We start from the raw sequence: 15,254 nt of genomic DNA, 5'->3' as shown, positions 1-15,254 counted from the left end.
CTCTTTTATTGGGGTGTAAAGGCAACTTCTAAATTATCAATCAAACGGGTTGCACCCAGTTTTGCCGCGATAAATAACACAATATCACGATCAAATTGAGTAGCAGGTAACAGATTTGTCTGACGAGCTTCGACATAATCAACAACAAGACCATTGTCTGTCAACTGAGTTTTGATATCTTCTACAACTTGTTGCAAATCTTTGCCTTGATGCAACTGTTGCTCGGCCTGCTTCAAGCTTTGATAAATAACTGGAGCAACCTGACGGTGTTCAGCACTTAAATAACCATTTCTCGAGCTAAGCGCCAAACCATCCGCTGCACGAACAATTGGCACACCAATTACTTCTAAAGGAATATTTAAATCTTGTACAAACTGGCGAATAACGGCTAACTGCTGGTAATCTTTTTGTCCAAAGAAAGCATAGTTAGGTTGCACAATATTAAAGAGCTTAGTTACAACCAAAGCTACGCCATCAAAGTGTCCCGGGCGTGAACTACCGCATAAAGCATCTGTAATCTGGCTTACACTGATGTTAGTTAAACGTGGTTGTGTACCGTACATTTGCTCAACTGATGGGGCAAAAATAATGTCACAGCCCACATCGGCAAGCAAACGACTGTCTTGCTCTAAAGTACGAGGATAGTTGTCAAAATCTTCGCCCGGTCCAAATTGAGTCGGATTTACGAAGATGCTCACAACCACAACATCACATAGCTTTTTCGCTTCACGAACAAGTGTGAGATGTCCTTCATGTAGATTTCCCATTGTTGGGACAAAACCAATAATTTTACGTGCAGCTCTAGCAGGATTTAGAGAAGCTGCAAGACCTTGTATGGTGGTTTCTGTTTTCATGAATTACAGCTCAACGTGAAAAGTATGTTCTTTAGCAGGGAATGACTGATCAAGCACCGCAGCATGATAAGCTTTAAATGCATCTAAAATGGCAGTTTCACCTGATTGCTCTTTCATAAAGTTGCGAACAAAGCGCGCAACTCGACCAAAAGTTAAACCCAGCATATCTTGTACAACCAATACTTGACCATCAGTTGCATTACCTGCACCAATACCAATTACAGGTGTATTTGGGAATAATTCAGCAATTTCTTGTCCCAACTGAGCAGGAACACATTCAAGTAATAACACCGATGCGCCCGCCTCAACTACAGCGGTACAGTCAGCAATGAGCTGATCTGCTGCTTCACGTGTTCTAGCTTGTAATTTATAGCCACCAAATACATGTACAGATTGAGGTGTTAAACCTAAATGTACACAAACAGGCACCCCATTGCGGGTTAAAACTTGCACGATTTCACTTAACCATGCGCCACCTTCGATTTTCACCATTTGAGCGCCAGCCTGCATGACTTTTCTTGAGTTTTGCAAAGCATCATTTAAGGTTGCATAACTCATAAATGGCAAGTCTGTCATGATCAAGGCATGCTGGTTACCACGACGAACCGCTGCCGTATGATAAGCCATATCTTCAACGGTGACTGGCAAAGTTGAATCTCGCCCTTGAATTGCCATTCCAAGAGAATCACCAATTAAGATTGTATCAACTTCAGCAAGTTCCATTGCTTTTGCCATGCTTGCATCGTAACAAGTCAGGCAAGAGAACTTGCGTCCTTCGGTTTTAAATTTTCTTAAGTCACTTAGACTAATCATGATGATATCCTCTACAGGAGTTCGCAGAACATAATGAATCGAAAGTTTAAGCCCAAGACTCATCAGCAAGTACAGTCAGCGTCGGCTGCTGTATCAGCTCTAAATCTTTGAGTGGCTGACCATTCAATTGTAAATCTGCATCTAAATCTAATAAGGGAATTACAACAAAATCTCGTTGTAAAATTCCTATGTGCGGCACAGTTAAGCGCTCATTGTGAATTTTTTCATTGCCATATATAAGCAAATCCAGATCTAAGGTTCGCTCACCCCAACGACGAAGTCGTACACGACCAGCTTCTTGCTCAAAACGTTGTAAATGATCTAGCAAATCTAAAGGCGCAAGATTCGTATTTAATTCTGCAACTGCATTTAAATAATTTGGCTGGTCTTGAGGCCCCATAGGTGGACTTTGATAAAGTCTAGAAACTTTAACCATTCCTAACGTCTTAAGCTTAGCAATGGCTTCAGATAAAATTTGACGTGAATCGCCTAAATTACTTCCCAAACCAATATAAGTGGTTATTGTCATTGCGTTGGCCCAAAAACAACTTGGCTTAAATCGCGCTGTACCCGCTTACGTTTTAAAATTGGATGATCACCCGTCACGCCTGCGTCTGAAGAAGACGCTTTTTCAACAAATCGGCTTACGGCCTGATCTTGTCTAGTACGTTCTTTTTTCCCACGGCGAGTGCGTGGTTCCGGAATATCAACCAAAGGTTCAATTTCCGTCTCAACTTTATTATTTTCGATAGGCTCAGCAGCAGCTTTACGGCGGTTTCTAGCTTTCTGACGATTATATTGGCTAATAGTAGCTTCTTTTTCGTCATTTGACATTTCTTGGTAAGCTTCCCACCAGCTTCCCATTCCTTGTGTTGTGTCATCACCTGACTTTTCACGAAGTAATAAGAAGTCAAAACCAGCACGGAAGCGAGCATGCCCTGCCAATGCTTCTATTTGCTGTGGTTTTGGATTAAGCAAACGAGTCTGCATTTCCCAAACTTCACGAATAAACGTTTCTGCAAAGCGAGGAATAACTGTGCGTGTTGCTTGACGTTTTAAAACATCTAAACCAGCCTGCGCACGGGCTTCAGCCGGTACAATGCCTTTAGATAAGTAAAACTCACAACGTTCTAAAAACGGCTGCCACAGTAACACTGCATAGAAAAATGCAGGATTAATGGTTTTACCCACTTGTATACGTTGATCTGTATTCTTTGCTGCTCTTAAAATAAATGGAGTGAGATTAGGTTGAACATCGGCAAAAAGTTGCTTCCAGACACCAAACTCAATCAACATGGGCAAAACACGCGCCAAATGTCCCATTGTGAACAGTTTCTGAGATTCATCATATAAACGATGCGGAGAGACGTCACGCAATAATTGCGTCATTTCGGCATTAAATATATCGAGAATATTTGAATCAATTTTGAAATTTAACTTGGCTGCAAAGCGTAGAGTTCGCAGCATACGCACAGGATCTTCTTCAAAACGCTGTGTTGGATCGCCCAATAAACGCAAAGTTTTGTTTTTAACATCGTCAATCGCTTTGCAGAAGTCGAGCACAATACTCTTACGTGGTTGGTAATATAGAGTATTGATAGAAAAATCACGTCGAGCAAAGTCTTGTTCGATGGTACCCCAGTTATTGTCACGTAAAATCATGCCTGAGGCACTCGTAACTGCTTTTTTAGGAGGGGCACGGAATGTTGCAACTTCAATAAGCTCACGCCCAGAATAGACGTGTGCCAATTCAAATCGACGGCCAATGATTCGGCAACGTCGGCCAAAAACTTCTTTAATTTGAGCAGGTGTCGCATTGGTGACTGCATCGAAATCTTTAGGATTAAACCCTAGCATTAAATCACGGACACCACCCCCAACAATATAAGCTTCATAGCCAGCTTTAGTCAGGCTATCGATCACATCTAAAATCGAAGAAGGAAGTTGGGCTGTGGACAAACCACATTTTGACGCTCGCAAGGTTTGCAAAAGACGCTGTCTCCTACGTCAGGACGTAAATAACAAGTTGTCGCTAATCATAGCTCTAACGCACACAAAGGGCAATTTGATTCTCTGTAGTTTGCGTATGAAATGACAATTGACAAACAGATGATTTATAAACTCAACCGTGGTTTATTCTTTTCAAAAATGGCTGGACCAATACCTTTTACATTTTTAAATTCATCAATATTTTTAAAGCCACCATTCTTTTGACGGTATTCCACAATCGCTTGAGCCTTTTTCTCACCGATACCTTTTAGCTTTTGAAGCTCATCAATATTGGCTTGATTCAAGTGAACTTGCCCTGAAGAATCAGTCATTATAGTACTTTTTGAGACATTAGAATGAGATGATTGCTGCATGCTCAACTTCTGATCATACATCTGCTGTTTAGCTTTCCACTCCTTAAAATTTTGATCGAAAGATTGAGCCTGAATAAAAGTTGATGAAATCAGGCTCCAAAATAAAATAATAAAATACTTACTCTTCCAAAGATTCACGCTGAGCTGCATGTGTTTTTTCCCCTAAATTTAAGTGCCGCTTTGCCTGATTCCACAATTCATCCATTTCAGACAAGGTCATGTCCTCTAATGTTCTTTGCTGTTTTTTCGCTTGATCTTCAATAAAAGCAAAACGGCTTCTAAATTTATGTATTGTTGATAAAAGTGATGTTTCACTTGAAATCGCAAGTTTACGTCCTACATTCACCAATGAAAACAGGCAATCTCCAAATTCATCTTGAATTTCATCCATATTTTGATTTTTTAGCGCCTGCTTGAACTCATCCAGCTCTTCTTCTAGTTTTGTATAAGCATCTTCTACGGTTTCGAAGTCGAACCCAACTTTTGCTACATTTTCTTGAATTTCTTGTGCCTGTAACAGGGCTGGGCCATGCTTTATTTCATCTAATCTTGATTGTGGCTTCCCTTGCTTTTCTTGCTGTTTAATTTGTTTCCACAGTTCACTTACTTGTTCTGGCGTTAAGTTATTAAATTGATCTGCCTGAAAAACATGGGGATGACGACGAATTAACTTTTCACTTATTGCTTCAACCACATCATTAAAATTAAAAGCGCCTTGCTCACTAAACATTTGCGACTGAAACACGACTTGTAATAGCAAATCGCCCAGCTCATTTCGAATTTCCTCAATGTCACCCTGACGAATAGCGGCCTCGACCTCATAGGCTTCTTCAATGGCATATTTCGTAAGAGTCATGGGGGTTTGAGCTTGATCCCACGGACATTTTTCTCGTAACTCTTGCATAATTTTAAGCAATTTATCCATGGTAGCCCTCAAGTTTAAAAAGTCGGTCAGTAAAACTAAGATTTTAATTTGTTATGATCAAAATCAAAGCGATTAAATCAGTCGCACTATTGTACTGACAAAGAGAAAAAAGATGAGACACAGTATTCTGATTAGTGGCGCTGCTCAAGGTATTGGGGCAGAAATTGCACGTGTATTTTACCAACAAGGATATAAAGTAGGCATTTATGATATTAATGAATCGCTTGCTCAAAAACTAGCAAGTGACTTGGGACCCAATGCCTGTGCTGGCTATTTAGATGTAAGTGATTACGACCAATGGCAACACATATTAAAAGAATTTACTAACTGGGCTGGCGAACTCAACATCTTGGTAAATAATGCCGGCATTTTATATTCTGGTGCATTTGAAACGATTGATATTAAAGCTCATCAAAGAACAATAAATATTAATGTAAACGGTGTCATCAATGGTTGTCACGCTGCACTCCCTTACTTAAAGCAAGCGTCTTTTGCACGAGTCATCAATCTCTCTTCAGCCTCTGCAATTTATGGGCAGGCCGATTTAATTTCTTATTCGGCTAGTAAATTTGCTGTTCGGGGGATTACTGAAGGCTTAGATGTGGAATGGAAGAAATACGGTATTCGTGTTTTAGATGTGATGCCGTTATTCGTGCAGACCGCAATGGTTAACAACATGGATGCAGGTACTATTCAAAATATGGGGATAGATTTAACACCAAATGATATCGCTCAAAAGGTTCTTACGCTCGTAGAGAAAAAAGCTCATTTCTGGACTCCGACTCATACACCAGTTGGCATAAAAACCAAGCTGCTTTATCAACTCTCAACCTTAAGTCCCCAATTTCTAAATCGCTTAACTAATATTTATTTATCAAGAAAGTAATTCGAATTAAAAAGGCTGTCATTTGACAGCCTTTTTACTCAATTTAGTTAAACACCTTGAATCATACGTCTCGCACTAATGATTCCAGGCTGCTGCTCTAAGCGAGCCAACAAACGAGACAGCTGCGCTAAACCCTTAACCTCAATTAACAACTTCATATTCGCAATACCATCTGCTTCAGAAATTGTATTAACCTGACGAATATTGATTTGGTCAGAGAAAATCACTTGAGTTAAGTCTTTAAGCAGACCACGACGATCATATGCTTCCACTACAATCTGAACGCTTTGACCACGTGTTGGCTGCATTTCCCAGTCAGCTTCAACTGCACGCTCTGGTTCTTGCTTAATCATACGCTGATAATCTGAACAAATGACTTTGTGGATACTGACACCACGGTTCAAAGTAATATATCCAGCGATTGATTCGCCATGCACGGGCTGACAGCACTGCGCGATGTGCAACTCTACGTTGTCTAAACCATCAATTAAAATTCCGTGGGCCGATAACGTATGGCTTGCACGCGGATTTAATGCTGGTTTAAGCACTAGTTCAGGTTCATCCTGATCTAGATGCATTTGGCGGTTTACCTGATTAATCAAGGCATGTAAGCTAATATCACCGCTTACTAGACTCACCAAAATGTCATCACCCGTTTTCACATTAAAATGTGATGAATAATCATTTAGGTCGATACTTTTTGGGTGAATCGCTAGGCGAGCTAACTCTTTATTGAGAAGTTCACGGCCGACTTCAAGATTTTTACTACGATCTTGTTGTCTAAACCAATGACGCAACTTGTCACGGGCACGAGAGGTTTTAATATAACCTAAAGAATTCACCAACCAATCTCGGTTTGGATCACGATCTTTTTTAGTTAAAATCTCAACCTGCTCGCCAGTTTTTAAAGTATAGGTTAATGGCACATAGCGCTGGTTAACTCGCGCTGCATAACACTTATTCCCTACTTCCGTATGCACATGATAAGCAAAATCTAAAACTGTTGAGCCACGTGGCAATTCCTTAATGTCACCATCACGACTGAAAACATAAATCTTCTCAAAGCCTTCAAAATCTTGTAGTTGATCAAAGCCTTCTGTTTCATCTTCGTTTTGATGTACCGTCGTGTCATTGCGCTCTTGGTAGTGTTCAAGAACGGCCCGCAATGAATGTAAACGATGGTTAAAGGAGTGGTCTGTATTCTTTGAACCTTCTTTATAGTTAAAGTGTGAACATACGCCTAACTCTGCTTCGTCGTGCATCTCATAAGTACGAATTTGTACTTCAAGCGACTTATTTTCAGCAATTACAGCGGTATGCAAAGAGCGATAGCCATTTGCTTTCGGGTTGGTAATATAGTCATCAAACTGGTGAGGAATATGACGCCAGATTTGATGAACAATACCCAAAGAGTGATAACACTCTGGGACACTCTTAACCAACACACGTAGAGCACGAATATCATAGAGCTGATCAAAACTCAGGTTTTTGCTTTTCATTTTTCGATAAATTGAATAAATGTGCTTTGCTCGACCTGTGATTTCTGACTCGATTCCGTAAGAAGCTAACTCATTTTTCAAACGATCAATGACGAACTGAATATAATGTTCACGTTCTAAACGTTTTTCATTCAGTAATGACGCAATTTCTTTATAACGGTCTGGAGCTAAATAGCGAAAAGCGAGATCTTCAAGTTCCCATTTAAGCTGGGCAATACCAAGTCGATGTGCCAATGGCGAATAAATAGTAAGAATTTCACGTGCTACGCGTTCTTGACGTTCACGAGATGAATTTGCCAACTCTCGTAAAGAATAAGTACGTTCAGCAAGTTTAATTAAAACAACACGAACATCTTCGGTGACCGAAATCAGCATTTTATAAATGCCGCTTAAATGTTCTCGTTGGTTGTTATTAAAATGGTCTTCTAATCGCTTATTTTTTTCAATGAGTTCCGAGAGTTTACCCATTGCCAAAGCGCCTTTGACAAGGTTATAGACCTGATCTCCAAATTTCTTTTTTACTTCTTCTATATCAGTAATTTCTTCACGCACACTACGATAGAGCATGGCTGCCGATAGAGTATCTTCGTCTACATGGAGATGTGCCAAAATATCGGCCATTCCAACGCCAGTAGCGAAAGTATTGGAACGATGATTAACCGTTGAGTCTAACTCTTTTTGCAGGGTTTCATTCGCAACCTTTTCAAGCTGTTCAAGCTTCGCCCCATCTAATATTTCACGCACTCGATCCAACCATGAGGCTAAACCGATTTGCGTTTCGGCGGCATGCTCTACAGTCGTTTCCTCGGACAACTCAGTTAGTTGTTCAGGTAACTGTTCACGTACTGTGACCATACCATTCTCCTCAATATGTAACTCATGTTTTTAATCGTTTATCTCTTAAATTTTTTCAAATAGTGCAATGGATTCAACATGTTCCGTGTGCGTAAACATGTCCATCACAGCTGCTTTTTTTAACTGGTAACCATGCTGTACCAAAACACCCGCATCCCTTGCCAGTGTAGCTGGGCTACATGATACATAAACGATTCTTTTTGCTCCAAAATTTGATACATACTGCATAATTTCATATGCACCAGCACGAGGAGGATCAATCAATAATGCATCAAATCCTTGATTGGCCCAAGAATGATGCGAAAAATCTTTTGTTAAATCTTGTGAAAAGAAGGTTGCCTGCACCAAACTATTGCATTTTGCATTAGCTGTTGCGCGCCTCACCATTTCTTCACTCCCTTCCACACCAACAACCTGACCACTCTCCCCAACACATCGTGCTAACGGAAGCGAGAAATTGCCTAAACCACAAAATAGATCAAGTACTTTTTCACCTGATTGCAATTGAAGCAATTCACATGCCAATTGAACCATTTGTTCATTTACTGTGGCATTGACCTGAGTAAAATCCAATGGCGAAAAAGCAAAATTTACATTAAACCTCTCTAAGGCATAATGTAAACGTGAAGCGCCTTTTTCATCATCAATACGATGAATACTTTCAGGGCCCTTAGGCTGCAAATACAACTGCCACCCCTTGTCTAACGCAAATTGCTTTAATTGGTTGACATCAGAATTGTTTAATTTTTCTATATGACGAACCAATAAAGAAATTTCATGATCACCTTTTGCTAATTCTACATGACCAATGTGTGCTTTGCCTTTTAGACTTTGGAGTAAAATACGCAACTCCGGCAAGCTATTTGATAGTTTTTCATCCAAAACACTACAACTATGGATAGAAGTTAAGCGATTACTATGATGTTCACGAAACCCCATAATTAAGCGATCTGGCTTTGGCAAATAGCGCACGCCAATTCGTGCTCGACGGCGATAATCACTTTGTAAAGATCGAATCGGCTCTAGCCACTGTTCAGGTTGAATACCTGCAAAGTGCTGTAAATGTGATTGGAGCACACTTTGCTTTAAACGGATTTGTTCATCAGGATGGATATGCTGCATGCTACAGCCACCGCAAATACCATAATGAGGACAAATTGCTTCTATACGATGAGTTGAAGGCTCTCCTAACAACTGCACCATCTCAGCCTCTTCAAGACGCTTCGCTTGATGGATAATTTGAGCCTTTACAGTTTCTCCAGGCAAGGCATAGCGAATAAAAACTTTTTTGCCATGCTTATCTGCGGGGTGGTCAGGATGAGAACCATAATGCGCAATTCCCCGCCCCTCATGAGAAAGTGTTTCAACTTGAAAAATATATTCAGGTTGTTGGGGCTTGCGAGATTTGGCTTGTTGTTTCAAAGGATGAACCTAAAAATCTAAAGGATTAAAATAATGTGAAGTAAATTCAGTATGTTTTGAGGTACGTTCCCATACTTCAAGAAAATCGGCTTGCTGAGGAATATTTTTCAAATAATCAATACTAGAGTTTACCCAATCATTATGCTCATCGACAGTTAATTGTCCTTTTAATAACAACCAACGTACATAGACAAACCACGTATTAAGTACATCTCCTTCACAATAGCTGGTCAGTTTTAACCACTGCTGTGTACGGACATATTCTGGTACATGATAACCCGACTCACCACGTTTACCCGGCAAACCTAAAATACAGGCAATATCATCAAGCTTTTGAAAATTACGCCCGTTAAACATTGCCATCACATCCATTAAATCGATGTGGCGATGGTGATAACGGTTTTGGTAATTATTAAAACGTTTCTGGCTATCAATCTCACCTTGGTCAAACAAGCCCGGTGCAGAAAGACCATGATACATCGCGCGAAATAGAATGACGGGTAAATCAAATTGCGAACCATTCCAACTCACTAAAGTCGGATGACGTTTATCAAAAATTGACAAGAACTTCTGCAAAATCTCAGCTTCAGAATATTGTTCTCGACTAAAAGAAAACAATCTAAAACCTGACTCATCAATCCATAGGCCAGAAATACAAACAATTTCATGCAAAGGTAACCGTTGAAAATCCACACCTGATTCTTGACGGCGCAGTTTAGTCAATGCTTGCTCTACATCAGCCTCTGGTAAATCAAGATGATATAAATGCGCTCCCGCTTTTAAATCAGTTAAAGTTTCAATATCAAAAACTAAGGTAGGGAAACGCATTATTTCTCTCAATTATGAGTTGTCATCCTGTACTGAAAACAATCCTGTAGACAAGTAGCGGTCGCCACGGTCACAGATAATGCAAACAATAACAGCATCTGGATTTTCTTCTGCAATCTTGACGGATGCCCATACTGCACCACCTGAAGATGTACCCGCACTGATACCTTCCATACGTGCTAATTTACGCATGGTTTTTTCAGCATCAATTTGTGGAATATCAATAGTACGATCCACACGGCTACTATCAAAAATAGTAGGTAAATATTCTTTTGGCCAACGGCGAATACCAGCAATACTTGATCCGTCAGCTGGTTGTAAACCAACAATCTGAATATCGGGGTTTTGTTCTTTTAAATATTTAGAAACACCCATAATGGTACCTGTTGTACCCATTGAGCTTACAAAATGGGTGATTTTCCCACCTGTTTGTTTCCAAATTTCAGGACCAGTCGTTAAGTAATGAGCTTCAACATTGTCGGGATTACCAAACTGGTTTAAAACGTGACCTTTACCTTCTTTTTCCATTTGCAAGGCTAAATCACGTGCACCTTCCATGCCTTGCTGTGGCGTTACTTCAATCAGCTCTGCACCATAAGCCAGCATCGCATCTTTACGCTCCTGACTCATGTTGTTCGGCATAATAAGTTTCATTTTATAGCCACGCATTGCAGCAACCATTGCCAAAGCAATACCCGTGTTCCCACTGGTTGCCTCAATCAAGGTGTCGCCGGGCTTAATTTGACCACGTTTCTCTGCCTGCATAATCATGTTATATGCAGGACGGTCTTTTACAGAACCTGCCGGATTATTACCTTCTAATTTTGCTAAGACTGTCGCTTGCGTATGAGAAGCTAATCGCTGCAAACGAACTAGAGGTGTCTTACCTACATAGTAATCTAACAAAAATTCGTCGGCTAAAAAGTCAGGTTGCGTATTACTCATGATCAACACCTATATCGAGGTGGGCCTATTGTATGAAAAAATGCTCGTTACTGCACCCATTTCAATATGCTTTTTCATGAAAGCGATTAAAGCTCGGTCATTTATAAAATGCCGTCTGTTTTAAAATAAAGCGTGATAAGATGCCGTACAGAGAGATAAATCTGATGTAGCCATGTCTAATTTCAATAAAACCTTATCGAAACGCTTACGTCTGAATCATGCATATGGGCAATTGATTGCTCTAATTTTTGTGCCGATTATGATTTTAACAGGGGTCGGTGCTTTTCTGGTTTTAACTGAAACGACACATTCGGTAAAACAGCAACAGCTACATCACGCCTCAGCAATTTTAGCTCGCTACAATCAAATTGCGAAAGACTTGTATACACTGGTTGAACTACAGCCCGATGAATACGATCATGCCCAGCACATCATGCAAAGCATGTTTAGCGAAAAAAATGTAAAACGCGCAGTATTAATCGATAACAACGGACAGACTTATTTAAGTATTGGTTATCGTGATAATCGTTATTGGCCTAGCTTTCCTAGTAGTAATAGTTTTTTTGGTCCTATTTCCCACAATAAAAATAATATTTATGGGCTTCGTATCATTAACAGTCCAGGAAAAGCGCCAGTCTGGTTAGTGATTGAAATGGATAACCAACCTCTAGAGCTGGCACGTTATCGCATTCTGATTGCCCTCGTCATTACTGGATTAATGACCCTACTATTACTTTTACTTTGCTTGAATTTTTATTCTCGTCGCTGGATTGCGCCGATGTATGAAATTCGCATGCAGTTACAACGTTTAAATGCCGACACTTTAGACCAGCACTTAGTTATTAATAGTACTGGGGAGCTACGCTTACTACAGCGTGATATTGCAAATGTTGTTAAGCGATTACACTTTAGCTTTTTAGAGTTAAAAGAACACACTGAACAGACTGAAGAAGACTTACGCAGAACACTAGATACCTTAGAAGTCCAAAACATTACCTATCGTCAAGCACGTGACCAAGCGATTTCATCAAACCAAGCAAAGTCAGTTTTCCTGGCCAATATTAGTCATGAGCTTCGAACACCTCTCAACAGTATTGATGGTTTTATTCATTTATTGCTTCGTCAACAAAATTTAAATAACGAACAAAACCTTTATTTACAAACCATTCGCAAGTCATCTGCCCATTTATTGGCATTAATTAACGATGTATTAGATTTCTCAAAAATTGATGCGGGTAAGTTAGAGCTTGAAACAGCGCCATTCGACTTAGAAGAAGCCATTTTTGATGTTATGGATATGCTGTCCCCTTTGGCTGCTCAAAAACATATCGCCATGGCTTTTTACTATGCGGACAATATTCCACAACAAGTTATTGGTGATGCTTTACGCTTCAAGCAAATTCTGACCAACTTAATTTCTAATGCAATCAAATTCACTCCAGATGGTGAAATTATTGTTCGTGTTCGTATGGAACATGATGATATTGGGCAATGTCTGCTTCATTTTAGCGTTCAAGATAGTGGTATTGGCTTAAGTGGTACAGACCGTAAAAAATTATTTGAATCATTCTCGCAAGGCGATGCATCAGTTACACGTCAATTTGGAGGTACTGGTTTAGGTCTTGCGATCTCTAAACAGCTTGTTCATCTGATGCATGGTCAAATTGGCTTTGAGGATAATCAGGAACGTGCACCAACAGAAAAAGGCTCAACCTTCTGGTTTACAGCACAATTTGTAGTAGATGAAGATTACGAGATCGAACACCCACACTTTGAGCATTTACAAGTGGTGTCTTATCTTGCTCATCCTGCTACAGCAAGTGTTTTACGTTATTATCTTGAAAACTACCATGTTCCTCACATCGAAACTCAATCGATTCTGGACTTATTTAGTCGCTTAAAACATCTTGATCAGAAAGATAATACATGGCTTATCGTTGATCATAGCGGCGATACGGAAGCATTATTAAAAGAAATCCGTAGCCGTTATCAAGGTAATTTAGCCGTCTATGGCTATCAAATGACGCTTGAGCCGAACATGCTCAATGAATATCGCGCTCGTCCGCTATATCAACCATTAAGTCGAAGTGGACTCATTCAATTATTAAGCAATCAACCTATTTTTGAAGAGGAACAACAAGACTTCAATGGTCAGGGTTTACACATTCTGGCAGTAGATGACCATTTACCAAACTTAATTGTTTTAGAAGCTTTGTTGGGTGAATTAAACGTTAAAACAACCAAAGCGTTAAGTGGTCAAGAAGCACTTAACCTTATTCAAGAACGAATTGACCAGAAACTTAAACCATTTGATTTAGTGTTTATGGATATTCAAATGCCGGTTATGTCGGGCATTGATACCACACGTGCTATTCGTTCTTTAGAGTCGACACTCGACGGGGAAATGCAGCTTCCAATTATTGCGTTAACGGCCCATGCCCTTGCCGATGAAAAACAAAAACTCCTTAAAGTAGGCATGAATGACTATGTCACCAAGCCAATTCAAATGGATCAAATCATCCAGATCTTAACGCAATGGACTAAAAACAACTTTACAGCAAAAGCCATAGATAAAGACCACCTTGTAGTTGCAGAAGCTTTAGACCCACAAATTTTAAACTGGCAACAAAGTTTGCAACTCGCAGCAAATAAAGAAGACTTAGCACAAGATCTCCTCAAAATGTTAGTTGATAGTTTTCCAACTGAGCTAGACGAAATGCAGCAGCTCATTGAGCTTGAAGACTTCCCTCAACTTGAGCATGTTTTACATCGCCTGTATGGTGCCACTCGCTATGTAGGTGCCCCGAAACTCCAACAAGTTACTGGTGACTTTGAGCAATTCATTTCAACGCTACGTAAAGAACGCCGTATAGCAGATGAAGGCTTCATTGAAGAGGTCATGCAACGCTTTAATGAATTAGGTCTTGTTGTTAAAGAGGTAGAAAGTGCTGCTCTTCAGATCTTGGTAATACCTGACTAACATATCGACCAAATAGGCATGACTGAGCTGTCATGTTTCCAGATTACAGCCATGTTATGCTCCGTTCATCTATAAAAAAAGAAGCGGGAATCTCATGGCACTCTTACGTATTGAAAAAAATAATGGCATTGCAACGGTATATTTAAACCGTCCTGACAAACGCAATGCGATGAGTTTTGCTCTATTAAAAGAGTTAGTTTCAACTGCAAAAGCAATTAAAAAGGATCGAGATATCCGCTGTGTTATTTTGACAGGCGAAGGAAATGTGTTTAGTGCTGGCATTGATTTATCTGACCTTAACAATCCCAAAAACTCTGCTTTTGCCATTTGGGAACTTATAAAACCCGGACAAAGCCTTTTTCAAAAAGCATTTCTGACTTGGCAGAATTTACCTGTCCCTGTTATTGCGGCACTAGAAGGATATTGTTTCGGTGCGGGCATGCAACTTGCCTTGGCTGCCGACATCCGAATTTCTCATCCAGAAACAAAAATGTCGATTATGGAAAGCCGCTGGGGTTTAGTTCCTGATATGGGACTTACTCGTTCATTAAAAGGTTTAATTAGCGTTGACCTTGCAAAAGAACTCACCTTAACTGCCCGTGTTTTTGATGGGAATTATGCAAAAGAAATTGGTCTTATAACTCATTTAAGTGACACTCCTTTAGAGAGAGCAAATGAGATTGCCTCTGAAATGTTGCAGCGCTCCCCCGATGCCCTCACTGCGGCAAAACGCGTACTTGATGCAATGGAACATCAACCAGAAAAGTCATTACGTCTAGAAAAAATCTGGCAACTTAAATTATTACTTGGTAAAAATAGCAAACTTGCTCGTAAAAAAGACAAACATCCTGAAGTTGAATTTTTACCGCGCCAATATAAGTAAG

Annotated in this window: 13 protein-coding genes; 3 read left to right on the top strand and 10 right to left on the bottom strand. The window is 40.0% G+C overall.

All coding sequences use genetic code 11. From position 1 onward, the window contains the following. Nucleotides 1–5: 5 nt before the first annotated feature. The 6 genes from panC to mazG form a co-directional block, all read right to left on the bottom strand. Nucleotides 6–854 carry a pantoate--beta-alanine ligase gene (panC, locus tag MSG66_RS11685; protein WP_202742676.1) on the bottom strand — a complete coding sequence of 283 codons (849 nt, stop codon included), beginning with the start codon at nt 852–854 and terminating at the stop codon, nt 6–8. A gap of 3 nt (nt 855–857) precedes the next feature. Beyond that, complete coding sequence (panB, locus tag MSG66_RS11680) at nt 858–1,667, bottom strand: 3-methyl-2-oxobutanoate hydroxymethyltransferase (RefSeq protein ID WP_042894984.1); 810 nt, start codon at nt 1,665–1,667, stop codon at nt 858–860. Nucleotides 1,668–1,713: 46 nt separating this feature from the next. Then, the gene (gene folK, locus MSG66_RS11675) at nt 1,714–2,196 is read right to left on the bottom strand and encodes a 2-amino-4-hydroxy-6-hydroxymethyldihydropteridine diphosphokinase (protein ID WP_324654204.1); all 483 of its coding nucleotides are present in this window, start codon (nt 2,194–2,196) and stop codon (nt 1,714–1,716) included. Continuing rightward, nucleotides 2,193–3,656, bottom strand: coding sequence for a polynucleotide adenylyltransferase PcnB (gene pcnB, locus MSG66_RS11670; protein ID WP_324654203.1), 1,464 nt, complete (start codon nt 3,654–3,656; stop codon nt 2,193–2,195). The genes folK and pcnB overlap by 4 nt, the downstream gene beginning before the upstream one ends. 125 nt (nt 3,657–3,781) lie before the next feature. Continuing rightward, nucleotides 3,782–4,180 (bottom strand): ComEA family DNA-binding protein, encoded by a 399-nt coding sequence (locus MSG66_RS11665; protein WP_262473970.1) that lies wholly within the window; start codon nt 4,178–4,180, stop codon nt 3,782–3,784. After that, nucleotides 4,149–4,955, bottom strand: coding sequence for a nucleoside triphosphate pyrophosphohydrolase (gene mazG, locus MSG66_RS11660; RefSeq protein ID WP_262473972.1), 807 nt, complete (start codon nt 4,953–4,955; stop codon nt 4,149–4,151). The genes MSG66_RS11665 and mazG overlap by 32 nt, the downstream gene beginning before the upstream one ends. 112 nt (nt 4,956–5,067) lie before the next feature. Here mazG and MSG66_RS11655 point away from each other — a divergent pair, with 112 nt between their 5' ends. Further along, complete coding sequence (locus MSG66_RS11655; RefSeq protein ID WP_202742672.1) at nt 5,068–5,841, top strand: SDR family oxidoreductase; 774 nt, start codon at nt 5,068–5,070, stop codon at nt 5,839–5,841. 47 nt (nt 5,842–5,888) lie between these two features. Here MSG66_RS11655 and MSG66_RS11650 read toward each other — a convergent pair whose 3' ends face one another. Genes MSG66_RS11650 through cysM form a run of 4 tightly spaced genes read right to left on the bottom strand, consistent with a single transcriptional unit; the run spans nt 5,889 to nt 11,390 of the window. After that, nucleotides 5,889–8,195 (bottom strand): RelA/SpoT family protein, encoded by a 2,307-nt coding sequence (locus MSG66_RS11650; protein WP_202742671.1) that lies wholly within the window; start codon nt 8,193–8,195, stop codon nt 5,889–5,891. A gap of 45 nt (nt 8,196–8,240) precedes the next feature. Further along, nucleotides 8,241–9,617 (bottom strand): 23S rRNA (uracil(1939)-C(5))-methyltransferase RlmD, encoded by a 1,377-nt coding sequence (gene rlmD / locus MSG66_RS11645; protein ID WP_324654202.1) that lies wholly within the window; start codon nt 9,615–9,617, stop codon nt 8,241–8,243. A 9-nt stretch (nt 9,618–9,626) separates the two neighbouring features. Beyond that, entirely contained in the window at nt 9,627–10,445 is an 819-nt protein-coding gene (locus tag MSG66_RS11640; RefSeq protein WP_042894953.1) for a 3'-5' exonuclease, read from the bottom strand. A gap of 12 nt (nt 10,446–10,457) precedes the next feature. Further along, the gene (cysM, locus tag MSG66_RS11635; RefSeq protein WP_324654201.1) at nt 10,458–11,390 is read right to left on the bottom strand and encodes a cysteine synthase CysM; all 933 of its coding nucleotides are present in this window, start codon (nt 11,388–11,390) and stop codon (nt 10,458–10,460) included. 172 nt (nt 11,391–11,562) lie between these two features. On the opposite strand from cysM, the gene MSG66_RS11630 reads away from it, so the two are divergent. Next, nucleotides 11,563–14,370, top strand: a complete 2,808-nt coding sequence (locus MSG66_RS11630; protein WP_324654200.1) for an ATP-binding protein — start codon at nt 11,563–11,565, stop codon at nt 14,368–14,370. A gap of 94 nt (nt 14,371–14,464) precedes the next feature. Further along, a complete protein-coding gene (locus MSG66_RS11625) occupies nt 14,465–15,253 on the top strand; it encodes a crotonase/enoyl-CoA hydratase family protein (RefSeq protein WP_042894948.1) in 789 nt (262 codons plus the stop codon). Nucleotide 15,254: the final 1 nt, after the last annotated feature.

Origin of the sequence: Acinetobacter sp. IK31 (genome assembly GCF_035615195.1) — a bacterium.
Taxonomy (GTDB): Bacteria; Pseudomonadota; Gammaproteobacteria; order Pseudomonadales; family Moraxellaceae; genus Acinetobacter; species Acinetobacter calcoaceticus_C.
This window is presented reverse-complemented; position numbering and strand designations above follow the sequence as displayed.